General features: G+C 58.5%; 10 protein-coding genes, 1 tRNA gene and 1 other annotated feature. Of the genes, 6 read left to right on the top strand and 5 right to left on the bottom strand.

The window, feature by feature from the left end:
- The first annotated feature begins 49 nt into the window (after window positions 1-49).
- On the top strand, window positions 50-1,012 hold the full coding sequence (locus WLQ66_RS12540) for an acetyl-CoA carboxylase carboxyltransferase subunit alpha (RefSeq protein WP_340546683.1): 963 nt from the start codon (window positions 50-52) through the stop codon (window positions 1,010-1,012).
- 445 nt (window positions 1,013-1,457) lie between these two features.
- On the opposite strand, the gene WLQ66_RS12535 is transcribed toward WLQ66_RS12540, so the two are convergent.
- Window positions 1,458-2,114, bottom strand: coding sequence for a GntR family transcriptional regulator (locus WLQ66_RS12535; protein ID WP_340546682.1), 657 nt, complete (start codon window positions 2,112-2,114; stop codon window positions 1,458-1,460).
- 86 nt (window positions 2,115-2,200) lie between these two features.
- Window positions 2,201-2,893 (bottom strand): M48 family metallopeptidase, encoded by a 693-nt coding sequence (locus WLQ66_RS12530; RefSeq protein ID WP_340546681.1) that lies wholly within the window; start codon window positions 2,891-2,893, stop codon window positions 2,201-2,203.
- Between the two features lie 100 nt (window positions 2,894-2,993).
- Between WLQ66_RS12530 and WLQ66_RS12525 the strand changes: the two genes are divergently transcribed.
- The 4 genes from WLQ66_RS12525 (at window position 2,994) to WLQ66_RS12510 (ending at window position 6,461) form a co-directional block, all read left to right on the top strand.
- Entirely contained in the window at window positions 2,994-3,320 is a 327-nt protein-coding gene (locus WLQ66_RS12525) for a TIGR02300 family protein (protein ID WP_340546680.1), read from the top strand.
- Between the two features lie 175 nt (window positions 3,321-3,495).
- A tRNA-Ala gene (locus WLQ66_RS12520) sits at window positions 3,496-3,571 on the top strand.
- A 101-nt stretch (window positions 3,572-3,672) separates the two neighbouring features.
- Window positions 3,673-5,508: a site-specific integrase gene (locus WLQ66_RS12515; protein WP_340546679.1), complete on the top strand. Its 1,836-nt coding sequence runs from the start codon at window positions 3,673-3,675 to the stop codon at window positions 5,506-5,508.
- A 113-nt stretch (window positions 5,509-5,621) separates the two neighbouring features.
- The gene (locus WLQ66_RS12510; protein WP_340546678.1) at window positions 5,622-6,461 is read left to right on the top strand and encodes a hypothetical protein; all 840 of its coding nucleotides are present in this window, start codon (window positions 5,622-5,624) and stop codon (window positions 6,459-6,461) included.
- A gap of 1,319 nt (window positions 6,462-7,780) precedes the next feature.
- Here the strand turns inward: WLQ66_RS12510 and WLQ66_RS12505 are convergent.
- The 3 genes from WLQ66_RS12505 to WLQ66_RS12495 form a co-directional block, all read right to left on the bottom strand.
- Window positions 7,781-9,009 (bottom strand): IS3 family transposase gene (locus tag WLQ66_RS12505; protein ID WP_340546359.1). Its coding sequence is split into 2 segments (ribosomal slippage): window positions 7,781-8,721 and window positions 8,721-9,009, totalling 1,230 coding nucleotides; the frame shifts between segments, so codons are not numbered across the junction.
- Window positions 8,612-8,728: a sequence feature (AL1L pseudoknot), on the bottom strand. (Overlaps the previous gene by 117 nt.)
- Before the next feature lie 432 nt (window positions 9,010-9,441).
- Window positions 9,442-10,590, bottom strand: coding sequence for a P-loop NTPase family protein (locus WLQ66_RS12500; RefSeq protein ID WP_340546677.1), 1,149 nt, complete (start codon window positions 10,588-10,590; stop codon window positions 9,442-9,444).
- Window positions 10,591-10,823: 233 nt separating this feature from the next.
- On the bottom strand, window positions 10,824-11,318 hold the full coding sequence (locus WLQ66_RS12495; protein ID WP_340546676.1) for a hypothetical protein: 495 nt from the start codon (window positions 11,316-11,318) through the stop codon (window positions 10,824-10,826).
- Window positions 11,319-11,471: 153 nt separating this feature from the next.
- Here WLQ66_RS12495 and WLQ66_RS12490 point away from each other — a divergent pair, with 153 nt between their 5' ends.
- Window positions 11,472-15,368, top strand: a complete 3,897-nt coding sequence (locus WLQ66_RS12490; protein WP_340546675.1) for a hypothetical protein — start codon at window positions 11,472-11,474, stop codon at window positions 15,366-15,368.
- The last annotated feature ends 28 nt before the right edge of the window (window positions 15,369-15,396 follow it).

Below are 15,396 nucleotides of genomic sequence, written 5' to 3'. Positions count from 1 at the left end.
CGCCGCCCCTTGAGGCCATATATCGGGCAAACCGCTCGAGTGAGACGACATGACCCAGTACATGGATTTTGAGAAACCGTTGGCCGAAATCGAAGGCAAGGCGGAAGAACTGCGCGCCCTGGCCCGGGCCAATGAAGAGGCCGATCTGACAGATGAGGCCGCAGCGCTAGACGCCAAGGCGGCGCAGTTGCTGATCGATCTTTACAAGGATCTGACCCCCTGGCGCAAATGTCAGGTCGCGCGTCACCCCGAACGGCCGCATTGCCGCGATTACATTGATGCGCTGTTCACCGAATACACGCCACTGGCCGGTGACCGGAACTTTGCCGATGATCTGGCGGTCATGGGCGGCCTGGCCCGCTTCAACGACCAGCCGGTGATGGTGATCGGCCATGAAAAAGGGTCCAACACCAAGGCCCGCATCGCCCATAACTTTGGCATGGCCCGCCCCGAAGGCTACCGCAAGGCCATCCGCCTGATGGAAATGGCCGGTCGTTTCGGCCTGCCCGTGGTGACCCTTGTGGACACCGCAGGCGCCTATCCCGGCAAAGGTGCCGAAGAACGCGGCCAATCCGAAGCCATTGCCCGCTCCACCGAGATGTGCCTCAAGATCGGTGTGCCGCTGATCTCCATCATCATCGGCGAAGGCGGCTCCGGTGGCGCTGTGGCCTTTGCCACCGCGAACCGCGTCGCGATGCTGGAACATTCGGTTTACTCCGTGATCAGCCCCGAAGGCTGCGCCTCGATCCTCTGGAAGGATGCCGAGAAAATGCGTGAAGCCGCCGAAGCCCTGCGCCTTACCGCCCAGAACCTCAAGGAGCTGGCCGTGGTGGATAAGATCATCCCGGAACCGCTCGGCGGCGCCCATCGCAATGCCGAAGCCGCCTTTGAGGCGGTGCGCGGCGCGCTGGCGGAGATGCTGGCCGAGCTGGAGGGCAAAGATGCCGCCACGCTGATCAAGGACCGGCGCCAGAAGTTCCTGGACATCGGCTCCAAGGGGCTGGCGGCCTGACGCCTTCCCCGCCCTGAAGTCCGCATCTTTGCGGCGCCGGGCGGATATCGGCCCGGGCCAGGGCGCATGGCCATCACTACAGCAGCCGACAAAGCCGACCCTCGCCCGGTCGGCTTTGTGACATCAGCGGTGCATCACCGGCTGCCAACCGGCAACTGAGCAAAGCGGCCCGCACTGCTGGCCCGGTCTCGCCGTCCTCATCGGCCAGACAGGAGGGATCGGTCATCCAGCTCCCTCCGATCCTCGATCAGCGCCGGCCCTCAGGGCAACGGTACGCAAGCGCTCCCGCGGCCACGCGTCACCGGCTTACGCCGCTGCCGCTGGCGGCCTTGGGCCTGGCCCGGCGCATGGCGCCGGGCCAGGCCCAACTGCGAGGACAATTGTTATAATTGGCCGGAGCCGCCGGGAGCACCCGGCCGACATTGGGACACCGCAGATCCGGCGTTCACCCTGCCAGCAGCCGCAGCCCCTGGGTCACGTCAGACCGGACCGCCAGCCGCAATCCCGGCTCATCCCCCGCCTTCAGCGCGGCAATGATCAGCTTGTGGTTCTGCGGCGGCTCGGTCCGCCGCAACCGCCCGTAGAGCGCCCGCATGGTCGGGCCCAGCTGCAACCAGACGGTCTCTGCCATGGCCAGCATCGCTGGCGCCTGCGCCCGCAGATAAAGCGTCCGGTGAAACTCCAGATTGGTGCGGATATAGCCCACCGCATCGCGCTTGGAGATCATCTCGGCCACATTGGTATTTATGCTTTGCAACCGGTCGATCAGGGCAATATGCGCACGCGGCAGCGCCCGGCTGGCCAGCTCCACCTCGATCAGCGCGCGCAGGGCCGCCAGTTCTTCGATCCGCTCGTTTGTCAGCTCCGGCGTCGACACCCGGCCCGAAGACGACAGGAACAGCGCCCCCTCAGCCACCAGCCGCCGTACCGATTCGCGGGCCGGCGTCATCGACACATCAAACTCGCGACCAATCCCCCGCAGGGTCAGCGCCTCCCCCGGCGTCATCTCGCCATGCATGATCCGCGTGCGCAAGGTACGGTAGACCCGATCATGGGCGGACCCTGTGGGCGGCTCGGCGGTGGGGCGAACGGGATTGGACATGAAGTCCTTGTGATCACAAAACCACGTCACGTCAACAGCTCTCACAGCGTGAGGCCCTGAGCCCTCCCCCGCGCCCCCCGGCGCCGTCAGAACCGGTAGCGATGCAGGTGGTTGCCTTCGCTGCGCAGCCAGCCACGCGCCCCGTCATATGGCCCGTAAAGCTCTCGGACGATGGCCCAGAAGGCCGGTGAGTGATTCATCTCCGCCAGGTGGGCCACCTCATGCGCCGCGACGTAGCGCAGCACCTCCGGTGGCGCCAGGATCAGCCGCCAAGAGTACATCAGCGCGCCATCGGAGGAACAGGATCCCCATCGCGACCGCGTATCCCGCAGGCTGATCCGGCAATAGCTGCGGCCCAGCGCCGCCGCATATTGATCCGACGCCGCCGCCAGCCGGTCGCGGGCCAGCTCTTGCAGGTAGCGCTGGATGCGGCGCCCCGGCCCCGCCCCGTTCACCGCCCCCGGCACCGCCAGTTGTCCCGGCTGCAACAGCAGGCGACGCCCGGTTCCAGCCACCACCCGTCGCGGTTGCCCGTCAATGGGCAGCAGGCTGCCATAGCCTACCTCTATGGGATCCGGGTGCCGCGCCAGATGGCCGCGGATCCAGTCTTCCTTTTCCTGGGCAAAGGCCAGCGCCTCTCGCTCTGGCACCCGCGCCGGCAGCGTCAGCGTCACCCGCCCGTCCAGCCCGGAGATCCGCAAACTGATCCGCCGCGCCCGCGCCGAGCGGCGCAGCGTCAGCGGAACCGGCGGATCTCCGGGCAGGTGATGATCAGCCATGGCGACCTCCCCTTTTGGCAAAGGCTTTGACAGCACCCGGCGCATATGGCAAGGCACCTGAATCGTCGAACCGACTCAGCAGAAAATCAAGGGGATCCACATGCCCAATGAAGAATGGGGTGTAAAGCGCGTTTGCCCGACAACCGGCAAACGTTTTTATGACCTGAACAAGAACCCGATCATCAGCCCATACACTGGCGAGGTGGTCGAACTGAACAACAGCAAAAGCCGGATGATCGAAGCCGACGCCGAAGACGCGGCAAGCCGCAAGGCCAAGGAAAACACCGACGGCGATGACGCGGTGCTTGATGATGCAGATGACGTCGATCTGGATCTGGGCGACGACGTCCTGGATGACGATGACGACGAGGACAACGTCTCGCTTGAAGATATCGCCGACGTCGCCTCTGAAGACGACGATTCCTAAGGCCACACGGCCCTTGGGGGAGGTGCTGCCACCTCCCCCGGACAGCCAGAATTACAGCCGAAATTCAGCTGCCAAAAAAATCTCGGACGATGGTGCATTTTCCGCTTGCGGCCCGCGCCAGCCTCCCTTAAATCACCGTCACACACCGCGAGACGGAAACGAAACGCGGCGGTTTGGGGCCTTAGCTCAGCTGGGAGAGCGCCTGCATGGCATGCAGGAGGTCAGCGGTTCGATCCCGCTAGGCTCCACCAAACACCTTCTAAGTACTTGATGCTTTAGGAGGTCATTGAAATCAAACAGCTTTATCTTCCCGAGTGGTACACATTGGTGGTACACACGAGGTGTGGAAGACTTGTCTGCATATCCCGGCCTAGTTCGAAAGCCGAGCGGTGTTTACGCCGTCCGAATGCGCATACCGCAAGACATTGCAGCGCTGATTGAGGGTGATCCATCGGTCTGGAAAGCTCTTGCAGTGAACCCGGGTGCACGGCTGAGTAAATGGCGAGATGCGCTGACCAGTACAAAGCGCGGCCAGCCGCTCAGCGTGAAGAAGGAGTTCAAGCGGACGCTCAAAGTGCGCAAACTCACTGATGCCAAGGCCCCCTACTTCGCGCTCCGCAACGAACTGGAAACGGCATTCCAAGTCATCCGTTCCGCCTATAGTCACGAGCCCGTCGCTGCGACTGAGCAAGACCTGACTGCACTTTCCGAAGCCTACTTTGCCCAGATCGAGGCCGATGCGGAACGCAACGCAACCGAGCTACTTGGTGATCCCGAGGCGCAGAGAGCGGCGCTAAACAACACGCTGGAGGACATCGCTGTCATCCAGAACGGCGACACATCGGCCTTGGGGGCTTTCCAGCAGCGGGCAAAAGCGCTTCTCATGGAGCACGGCTTTGACTTGTCCAGTGACAAACGCAGCACACTAACCAGTTTGCTGATGCGCCAAGCCCTCAGATCAGAACGCAAAAGCCTTGATCGCTATCGCGGCGACTTCACGCCAGAGCTTGCGCCCAGCGCCGCCTTGGCCACACACTCTGTGGCGCATTCAGAATGCTGCGCCTGCCTGCGGGATACATTCGAGCAGTATCTGTCCGACAAGCGCAAGCTACGGCTCAAGTCTGTCGAATACCTCAAAGCCTTCGGTGAGATGATGAAGGACTTCTTCGGGTCGGACAAACCGATCCGGGACATCACACGGCAGGATGCGCGCGACTTCCTGCATATGTTGGAGCACCTTCCCCCCAATGCCGCCAAGCACTCTGAGTTCCGGCACATGACCGCTCCAGAGGCCAGCCGCGCCAATGAGATGGCTGAGGGCCAAACTATCGCACCCGCTACTTTGAACAAGCACTTCTCAAACTTCAGGGCCTTCTTGCAGTTCTGCGTGGTTGAGGAGATTGCTGACAAGAACGTGGCGCTCGGCCTTAAGGCCCGATCTGCCAACCCACCCAGCCTGAAGAAGCGTGGACCGTTTACCGATGCTGAGTTGAGCATGATCTTCGGCAAGGCGTATAAGGAAAACGCCAGCCCAGCGCGGACGCGCATGAGCTTCGATCCAGAAGCCTTTCCTATGCACGCGCGCTACTGGGTGCCTTTGATTGCACTCTTCTCCGGTATGCGACTGCAAGAGATTTGCCAGCTTGAGGTCGCCGCTATCGGAGAGCAGGACGGTATCCCCTTCATCTCGACAGAGTGGGACATTGCTGAAGAGACTGACCAGTTGGAAACCGGGCGCAGGAAGCACCTCAAGAATGACAACTCCGTGCGTCGCATCCCAATACACCCTGAGTTGGTAAGGTTGGGGCTTCTTGATTTTCACCAACGGCGCAAAGCTGAAGGGCAGCACTATCTTTTCCCAGAACTACCGGCTCGCAGTGACGGCAAAGTCTCCCGCAACGTGGGCGACTGGTTTGGCAGGTACATTCGCGGCCTTGGCATCAGTGACCGCTCGAAGGTGTTTCACAGCTTTCGATACTGCTTTCGTGGGGCGATGTCTTATGCCAATGCAAACCCGGATATCATTCGTCAAGTCGGTGGTTGGTCATCTAAGGATACTGCAGATCACTATGCGTCGAGCCTTGCGCTTAAGGCAGCCGCTAGCGAGGTTGCCAAGGTCAGATACGAGGGCCTGACGCTCGATCATTTGCATCACACTTGCCATCACTACGCTGACGGTGAACATTAGCCGCTCATGGACACATGTACGCTTAGATTGTATCCGTTGCGCTATCGGATAGTTTTCTACGGGACGGGATGCATGTCCCTAAGAAAACCGTCCTCTTGATTAGAAAATGTACGATGCCTGACGACAACGATTTTGAACGTGACCTTGAAGGTCTTTCGCGAACAGAGCTGAAGAATAAGTACCCTCAGGAGTACCAGAGCTGGAAGAACATGAAGAGCCGTCGCCGTGACGGCGCAGTCGTTCACCCCAGCATATTGGACTTCGGCGACTTTCTACGGCTGATTGGTCTCATGCCCGAACCAGGCATGACGCTTGACCGAATAGACCCGCATGACCCTGAGTACAGCCCAGACAAGTGTAGATGGCTGACCAAGGCGCAGCAAGCCTCCAACCAGAAGCGCACGAAAGTGCTCACCTATAAGGGGCAAACGAAGACCGTCACCGATTGGTGTCGCGAGTTCGATTTGAAGCCCGATACGGTACGCAGAAGGTTCAATAAAGGAGGCGCGCCCGAGGAGATACTGTTTGGGAAGTCGGCTACAAACTCACAGCCTTCTGATCATTGGCGACATACGACTACAGCAGACCGGTGGCCCTGGCTTAGCACCAAGCGCGCTGTCGCTTGGGAGCAAGACTTTCAGAACAGGCATGAGCATCTCGAAACACGCTATGAGTTCTTCGAAGACCACCTCAGCCGGGACCTCGATAATACACGCTCTGAACTTGCCAACTTAGAGTTTCTCATCAAGGCCCATGAGGCAGGCAAGCAGAACACTCTAGACGTGCTTGAGCAACGACAAGGCCTAGACATGTCTTGGGATGAAATTTTCAACAGGTTTGATGAGCTGGAAGACCAACTAGAGGTGCTGATGGAAGTCCAAGCCAAGTTCGAAACATGCCGCGATACGGCAGGTGCCATCTATCACCGCCCGGAGCCCCTGCGCCAAAAATAACTCCGTACTATCGCAGTGGATTGAACCCCGGTGCACATACAAATGATGCGCGGCATATTTGCTGTTGGCGGCCACAGTGGAAGTGGCAGGCCTGATACACAACGAGCGTCCATCACTGTCACCATTTCGGTTCAGCCAAAGAGTACATCTTCTGCGAAGGCGTCGAGTGCTACTAGCCCCGATCCGTGGTCGCGTGCGCACTCTAGCCGAGGAGTACCATCGCGCCGGGCAGGTGCTTCGTGCTGAGGTGCACGGTGGCGAAGGCGCATCTGAGCGTGATACTGATGCATAGCTCAGGCAGTGGGCATGTCTCTGATGTCAGCCCCATGTGAACCATTGCTGCGCACCACGGCAAAGCGACCGCCACACCCCCGCGCAAGCCTCGAGATGACCTGTCAGCCACACCCCATTCTCCTTGAGTTAGGCTCTGGCACAGAGTAAAATACTGACAGGACTGCGTAAAACGGCGTGGTCTCGGGGCGTCGTAACCCCTCCCGTAGCGGCTGGTGTCAGCCGTAATGCCACCTCCTCAACCTTTATGGTCGGGGAGGCTGCGGCGTATGTCCAGAGCCTCGGCTTAAAGGCCGTAGCGGCTGTCTACGGGCGGCTTACGAACTCCCCGGTCACCAGAGGCTCTCTGGTGACCATTTCTTTGGACCGTTGGGAGTATTAAACGTGAGTGTCGTTACTACTATTCTATCTCTAGCTATTGTTGCCTCCTCCATTGCCGTACTTGTCGGGCTCGTCATGCTTCTATTCAGAAGCCGTCGCAGGAAGGGAGCGCGACTGGCCGCAGGCTCTGCCTTCAGCGCTCTTGTGTGTACCGCTGCTCTGGGCGTGGTATTGGACGAGGAGACGGCTGACGCCAGCGGCGACAAGGCATCAGTACCGCTCGCACTGGAGAGTGCCACTGACCGCGTAGAAACAGCTTCGGCTGCAACGGCACCCGCGCCCGTTTCCGATGGACCGGCTGTCACGACAGCCTCTCAACTTCGCAATAACGCCGAAGCAATCGGACAGTGGTGCGAGATGAAGGCGGCACAACGCGCCTTGTCTCACCAGCGTGATGCCGAGCTGGACACTAACCCTAGCCAGGAAGCCCGCAAAGAAATCACGGGACGATACGACGCGTTGCAGCGAGAGCTAACGGTGAACCTCGCGTCTCAGCTCGGGATCAAGGAGTGGGAACTCAACAAGCTTTCCATGAATGCCCCTTGGGCCACCTACTGTCGAGCAAGGAGCAAGGGCTGGGCTGTGGTCACACCGGAACTTGCAGCGGGTGAACCGCACCGGGTTTACCGGAGGCTGATTTCAGTTAGTTACGCGGCAATGCCCTCAGTTTCCAGAGCGGTGTAGAAATTGGCCTCTGCTTCTGCCGGCGGGATGTTCCCAATGGGTTCGAGCAGGCGGCGGTTGTTGAACCAATCCACCCATTCGAGTGTTGCGTATTCCACCGCCTCGCAGTTGCGCCAAGGGCCGCGGCGGTGAATGACCTCAGCCTTGAACAAGCCGTTGATCGTCTCGGCCAGGGCATTGTCGTAACTGTCTCCGACGCTGCCGACAGAGGGCTCGATACCAGCTTCTCCCAACCGCTCTGTGTACTTGATCGACAGGTATTGGCTGCCGCGGTCGGAGTGGTGAACAAGCCCCATCGCCTTTGTCGGCCGCCGCTCGTGAACAGCCTGCTCCAGAGCATCGATAACGAACCCGGCATGCGCCGAGGTGCTGACACGCCAACCAACGATCTTGCGGGCATAGGCATCGATAACGAAGGCGACATAGGTGAACCCCTTCCAGGTGGCAACATAGGTGAAATCGCTGACCCAGAGCATGTTGGGCGCGGGCACACGGAACTGCCGGTTCACCTTGTCCAGCGGGCACGGGGCCCTTTTGTCGGGCACCGTGGTTTTGTGCGGCTTGCCCCGGATGATGCCTTGCATACCCATGCTCTTCATCAGCCGGGCGACCGTGCAGCGGGCAACAGTGAAACCCTCCCGCTGCAATTGCCGCCAGATCTTCCGCACGCCATAGACCCGCCAGTTCTCTTCGAAAATACGCAGGATCTCGGGCCGCAATGCCGCGTCACGCCGGGCACGGTCCGACAACCGGGCCGGATTGGCCCGCTTCGCCAGATGCTCGTAATACGTGGAAGGGGCAATCGGCAGGACAGTGCAGATCGGCTCGACCCCATGCTCACCGCGATGCATGTCGATAAATGACACCATCACTTCGACCGGCGGTCGAGCTCCGCCATCGCAAAATACGCCGATGCCTTGCGGAGGATCTCGTTCGCCTGGCGCAGTTCGCGGTTCTCCCGCTCAAGCGCCTTCATCCTGTCGGCGACATCAGTTGGAACACCCGCCCGCTTGCCGCTGTCGACTTCCGCCTTCTTCACCCACTCATTCAGCGTGTGCGCCGAACAGCCGATCTTCGCAGAGATCGACATGATTGCCTGCCAGCGGGAACTGTGCTGGCCCTGGTTGTCCAGCACCAGACGCACCGCACGCTCGCGGACCTCAGGAGAATACTTGTTTGTTGTCTTGCTCATTGTGACTTCATCCTACTCAGGAGTTGAAGCCTCCGGCAAACCCGGTGCGGTTCAGAGGCCTACACCGCCCTCGGATACAAAATCACGGAGCTGCCGCGCGCCGACATTGTAACACGCGCCGGCTTTTTCTGTAAGCAACTGGCAAATTGACCGTCATCTCTAGATGCCGTGGCGAAACTGCTGAAGCAGACAAACCGCATGGTCCCTCCGGCCTCCCGCTGCCCGACACTCACGGCCCAAAACAGTCTTTCGTCCTGATTGAAGTTGCTGCGCCGCAACTTCCCCAAAGCAGACGTTCATCTTGCCGTCAGAAGTTCTTACCGATCATCACTTCCTCTTGAAAGCTAACGAGGTATCAGCGGTGAGAAACACATGCACAGCGAGGAAAGCTGCGGAGATCTCGCCCGCAACCTTCCTTCTCCCGATCAATGGTCAGTCGACAGATTTGTCGGACCGTTGACTAGCATACGCTTCGAGCATCATTTTCGTGTACTCAGCGGTACTGGAGGTATGTTCGCCCAATCCCGGCCACGCAAAGGGTAACTGTCTTAGGCACAGTTCTTGCTCAACACTAATTCCTAGAAGAGCGGCAACCGCGAGGGCCGACACCGGTTCCTTGTGCTCGGGCCAAAGATCCTCATCAAAAGTTATCCAGACGTCATGGTCCTCGAGTACAGTAATGTCTGCAGATAACGCACCCAGACGCTCGGTTGCGTTTAAGGCATCTTCAACAAGTGCGCTTCGGATCAGCAGTGTTATCTTGTCGGCGTCGAGCTCCAGTTTTAGCCGAGTGTCTGCAACATCGACGACCAGTTCAGGTCGCCGTTGACTATCCCCGTCCCTGATTGGTTTGGGTCCAGCATCACCATCTTCAACCCACCAAGGGTTCTCGTGGATATCGGTGGGGGACGCGTCGCAATTGGGGCAATGCCAAAGGCTCTTGGCGATTTGTTCGCCACTCATAGATGAATCGCAATGCAGACAGTACCATTTATCTGAGTCGCTTCCGCTTATGGGATGGCGGACGAGACCGTCTTTATCTGGTTTGGTGGACCGTCTCGGCCAATCTGATGCAATTCCTGCGCGAACCTGTTTTGCCCTTGCGCCTGCAATTTCTAGCGCCTTCTGCTGAAATTGGGCATCGTAAATTGGAGCCTCATGTTCAATCTGCTCGGCTACCTCTAGACGCGGTGCGCTGTTTGGTGCCTCTGGCACATGAAGGTGCCAACCTGTCCCGTACATATGTACATCGCCTAGCGACACGGAGATCCAGTATTCGTGTCCGTCAAGAGTGCCGTGTTGAGCATGTTCTCCAAGAAGCGAAGCATCGATATATGGCTCATCTTCGGGTCGCCCAGATTGACTGCAAGGGAGCGTGTCCCTGAGTAGGTTCTCTATGTCTGATAGTTGCGCCGGTGTCGGGCTCCAACCAGCCTTGTTCGCCTTTGTCACATCATTCCAATGAGGGAACCCTAGCCTCTCTGCGACAGTGTCGCGTGCTTTGTGTAATGGCACCCGTTGCGCACGCGCGTAGCGCTTTGAGAGTTCCTTGAGCTTCTTTACAGAATAGTTCGGTTTCATGATCCATTTCCGAGCTGGATCCGAAAAGGTGCCCGCTGCTCATCGGACCCTGCCAACGGCATGGTATCAATGAAGTCAATATCGCGTCGCTTTGCTTCGCATGGCGGGCACACCGGCCTACGCGTCAGGCCAACGGCAGTATTCGTCGAGAAACGAGCAAGGTCAAGCCTCCCGTCGGAAGCATCCGAACCAGCAGGTCGACACTGCGCTTGCCTTCTCGTATTTTTGGGAGACTAGTCTAATTCAATCGACTTCGTGCTCTCTTCAAATCCTTCTAGTGTTTTGTCTTCTTGTTGAACATTATCAAGTACACGATGAAACTGACCAATAACCCTTTCGACGCGGTTGAATTGGTGCCGAGGTGCGGCGACCTGCCGGTGAAGAATACCCAAACACTCATCCCATTTTCGCATTGAAGCAAAGCGGGAGCTATTTGAGATCGTAACCTGAGTGTTCTGCGAGGTTGTTAGACCGACTTCTGTTTCCGATATCAATTGTTCAATAAGCGGATTGACCTGACCTAAAAGGGTGCTTTCGTCATCTGGATGCTCACAGATGGCTGCAATACGATGTCTTAAATGTAATTGTTCTGACCTCAGCAGCTCAATCGTATTGTTGAGGTTGAGCTCGAATTCAGCGTTCAATTGGGTCGCTTCGGAATACTTGGCGCTGACGGCATGAGTGTGTTTTTGCCCAAGTCCGAATATCGAAAGGACCGACGATAACACCTGTTTCCACTCCTTCGATCAGTTTGCGCATATCAACGCCGAATGCAGTCTACCTCGAAACTAGATGCCCTGGCTACTTGCCAAAAAACCTGTTCTTCCGGGGCAAATTCTGTATGTTTTGAGGTCATTGATTATGACCTTGTGGTGACTTGATTGGCCCGGAAAACAAAGAAGAAAACCAGGCTCAGCGCCTCAGGATCTCCGTCCATACCGGCCAAGGCTGCATCCAGGGCCGGATCCAATGCAGGCCGGGGTTTTCGTTACCAGGACGCCGTGTCCGCTTGGTTAGCGGTAGAAATATGGGCTGGTCAGCAAGCGCCCGCCATCGTGATCCCGGAAGGTGGCGACGATATTGAGCTGCGTGGCCAAGCAACGAGCTTTGTCCAGGTCAAGAGCCGGCGGGAACACCTTGGGGACTATACAGAAGGCGAGACGGCCGGACACATAGAAGATCTGTGGAAACGGTCGCTTGGCTCCGCACCGCAGCCGCAGCGACTGGAACTCGTTCTTGAGCGGGAGGTGGCGGGCCTCAACCCCCTCAACGACCACCCCGCAGTCCGCTCAATCGAAGGTCCGATCAGCACAAGACTTTCAAAGTTCAGTGGGGCTTCCGATCTTCTCCCACAAACATCAATCGTCGTGGCGACTTCACCGCAGGAATGGGCGATCAGCCTGATCGTAGATCGATTGAACTGCGCCCCGATCGCAGCCCAGATGTGCTTTGCCGATCTGCTGGTCCGCGTGGGTGCTCTGGCAGACGCAAATGGCCGGTTAGCGCCGGAGAACTATCGTGGCGTTTCGATCTCCGACACCGAAACGTCAATCCGCGATGTCTTGGCCGCTATCGACATTGACGCGATCGAACGCGCCCTCAGGGATGGCGTCTGCGAACCGGTAGATTTCCTTACGCCTCTCAACGACCCAAACTTCTATCTCGGGGTCGATGTAGAACCCGGTCACATCGCGGCAGGTTTGGTGGCCGAACGCCCCCGAAGCAGGTCGGCTTCGGTGGATGGTATTGAACAACGCCGGGCCGCGTTGATCGTCGGGCCGTCAGGGGCCGGAAAATCCGCTTTAATGTGGGAAGTCGCCAACACGTTGCGCCATACGGTGCGGTGGTTTCGTATCCGTCGTCCGAGCGCGGAGGATATTCCATCTCTGCGCCAGTTGATCCGGACGTTTCGCGCTTCAGAAGGCAGTCCCTTAGGCTTTGTCATGGATGATGTCGGCAGGAATGGGCCGGAAAGCTGGGGCGCCTTGCTCAAAGAGGCGATGTCTGTGCCCGGCGTCGTCCTGCTCGGTTCGGTCCGGGAAGAAGATGTTACGCTGATTGCAGAGCGAGCGCGGGCGGCCGAAATACGCGCCGATCCCGATGACGAACTCGCAGAACGACTCTGGCGAGAACTGCGCGAAGCCGAAAAGACGAACTGGGCAGGTTGGTACGAGCCGTGGAAGATGAGCGATGGCCTTCTTCTCGAATATGTCCATATCCTGACGCGCGGACAGAGGATGCACGAACTCCTCGCCGACCAGGTTGCAGCCAGAGTTTCAGATCCGAAGCGTTCCCTTGAACTGGATATTCTGCGATCCGGCGCCTGGGCAGGCACAGCGAATGCTGAAGTCGATGCATCGCGATTGGCGCGTGCGCTCTCAGTCAGTGAGGCCGATCTGTCACGCGCCTTACAGCGCCTCATCCAGGAACATCTGGTTCGTTCACCTGCTCCGGGCGCGGTCACCGGCCTACACCAGCTTCGATCCGAAGAATTGCTGCAGCTCACGCACCAGACAACATTGCCGACCCTCGAAACGAGTTTCGAACGGACGATCGCGAGTGTGCCCGCCGCTGATCTCGAGCCGTTGGTCGCGGACACGCTATCTGCGCGGCGCTTGCCTGCTCCAACGGTGCTCAATGGCCTGATTGCCCGCTTGAAGGACGAACAGGATGCGCGGGCACTGGCCTCAGCGCTCCGGGGTTTAGGTTCAGGCCGTGTTTCCTTGGGCGTCGACGAATGGCTGGAAACGCCTGAAGTGCGTGCGCTGCCGCGAACGCAAGTCGGAAGCGCCGCAATGTTCGGGATTGCGGGTATTGATCTGAGTGGTCTCAGCATCATCCCTGAGGTCCAGGCCGCAGCGGATCGACTTCCGCAGATCAAAGGTTCGCCGGAAGACGACCCTCGCCGCCTGTTGATGGAGCGTATGTCACCCTCTGTCTTGTCTGTCCTGGTCGAGACAGCGGATTTGGCGAGCTTAGATGAGCTTCTCGCTGCGTTGGTCGGAATGCCATTGCCAGCCGCGGTGCGGGCGAGTCTCATGCAGGCTCCAGAAGGCCTCTTGAATGCCAATCTCGATCTCTTGGGGTCTCTGATGGGCACCTTGTCCGCCCTGGATCGTGAGATCGCCAGTGATTGGGTCGCCGAGGTTGGGCAAGAGGCGCTGTTCGCACGGATTCAGGCAGAGACAGCTTGGGCCGGGCCTGTAACAATCGAAGATGCCGATGATGGAGTGATCGTCCGTTGCGATCTTTGGTACGTTGCCGGCTCTGTACAGAAAAATCCGCACGACGCGGTTGTAAGTTTGTGTGAGCGGATATTGGCACTGTGTCCGTCGGCTGACATTGCGGTGTCCAACGCTATTACTGCAAGTGGCGAATTAGCAGGCCTTGCCCAGTTGCCGCTCGCAACAAAGCGGATTCCCCGAGAAAATCTACCCCCTCCGTCAGTTCCTCAGTGGAATCGGCGGTGGGGTGATCTGATTTCCCGCCGCGTCGCCGCTCCGAGCTATAGCGACTATCTTGCCAGAGGCGTGGCAATTCTCGATGCCCTTGTGCCGACCTTGGAGAAGGTCTTCGACGCACATTTTCGAGGAAAGGATGCACTCGGCAACCTCGCCGACAAGCTGAACTCACTGAATGCGGATACTGAAGCACTGACACCTCCCGCTGTTTCATCATTGGAAGCGTCAGGCGCGGGGCACGGAGAGGCTAACACCGCCGTCACCAAGTTCCAGAACCTCCTGCACAGCGCAAGCGTCAATCTCGTCAAGAGGTTCGCAATACTGCCCGACCAAGCTGGTGCATTCATTGCCTGGTTGAGCGATCTCATCGCCGATGTCGACACTGCAATTGCCGAAGAGCCTTGGCATCTCGTCGCCGACGGTCCTCCACCGGTGCTTACTCGACTTAAGACGCTATTGGAGACGTTGCGAGTTCTGGCCGGAGAAGCCCATGAAAGGAAGCAGGCGCCAGCGGTAACTTGGTCGGCGCGCGGCAAAGGCGCGCGAGTAGGCAACTCCGTTCGGCTCGTATCCCTCTCTGCCAAAACTGCCGGGGAATCACGACTAGCTCAGCGAAAGGCAGAAATTGAGCGCCTGGTAGAGGAAACCGGGATCGTCGCACAGTTCCATCTTCGCGCTAACGCCAAGGGTATTCTGCCGTGGCCGCCAGCAGACGTTCTCGCGCTGTTACCTGCGCCCGACATTGCGGATGCGGTGATCACGCTCGCTGAACAAGCCGAACTCGTGCGGTCATTGATGGACTCGTCTATCCACCTGACAATCATGCCTTACATTGAGGATATCGCGTTCCCGTCGCTCGCAAAGTCTGGTTACCAGACCCTCCTTCCCGACGTGGAAGGAGCTGCCTTCTGGGCTGAACAACTCGGATTGCCACAAGCCCCATCTGTTATGGCAAGCATGTTTGGGGAGGTGCTGAGCCTTGCCAGCGAACTTGGAGCAATGGATCAACAACGGCTCGGCGATGAGACTCGTCCCGAAGAAGAGATTGCTGCCCGTCGGAGTTTGGAGGCTGCCTTCGAAAGAAAGTACGAGGAACTGACCCGGCGGCTCAATGCTTTTGACCAAGCCCTGCAATCGGATGTGTCCGAATTGATCGAGCATCTGCGAACTGGGGACGTTGATTTCGCCGCAGAAGCGCAGGCTGCGATTGGCGGAACTTTAAGCAAAATCGTCGAGGAAGCAGAGTATCTTTCTCTGCTTTTGATTTCATCCGAGATCCGCAACAAATCCACCGGCGGGCGAAATATAGAACGTTGACACACGACCAAATCCGAGCAGACCGTCG

The organism is Phaeobacter sp. A36a-5a (genome assembly GCF_037911135.1).
GTDB lineage: Bacteria > Pseudomonadota > Alphaproteobacteria > Rhodobacterales > Rhodobacteraceae > Phaeobacter > Phaeobacter bryozoorum.
This window is presented reverse-complemented; position numbering and strand designations above follow the sequence as displayed.

Excerpts from the sequence above, each read along its gene's own strand:
- WLQ66_RS12540 (WP_340546683.1), top strand. The coding sequence starts at position 50 with ATGACCCAGTACATGGATTTTGAGAAACCGTTGGCCGAAATCGAAGGC.
- WLQ66_RS12535 (WP_340546682.1), bottom strand. The coding sequence starts at position 2,114 with ATGTCCAATCCCGTTCGCCCCACCGCCGAGCCGCCCACAGGGTCCGCC.
- WLQ66_RS12530 (WP_340546681.1), bottom strand. The coding sequence starts at position 2,893 with ATGGCTGATCATCACCTGCCCGGAGATCCGCCGGTTCCGCTGACGCTG.
- WLQ66_RS12525 (WP_340546680.1), top strand. The coding sequence starts at position 2,994 with ATGCCCAATGAAGAATGGGGTGTAAAGCGCGTTTGCCCGACAACCGGC.
- WLQ66_RS12510 (WP_340546678.1), top strand. The coding sequence starts at position 5,622 with ATGCCTGACGACAACGATTTTGAACGTGACCTTGAAGGTCTTTCGCGA.
- WLQ66_RS12500 (WP_340546677.1), bottom strand. The coding sequence starts at position 10,590 with ATGAAACCGAACTATTCTGTAAAGAAGCTCAAGGAACTCTCAAAGCGC.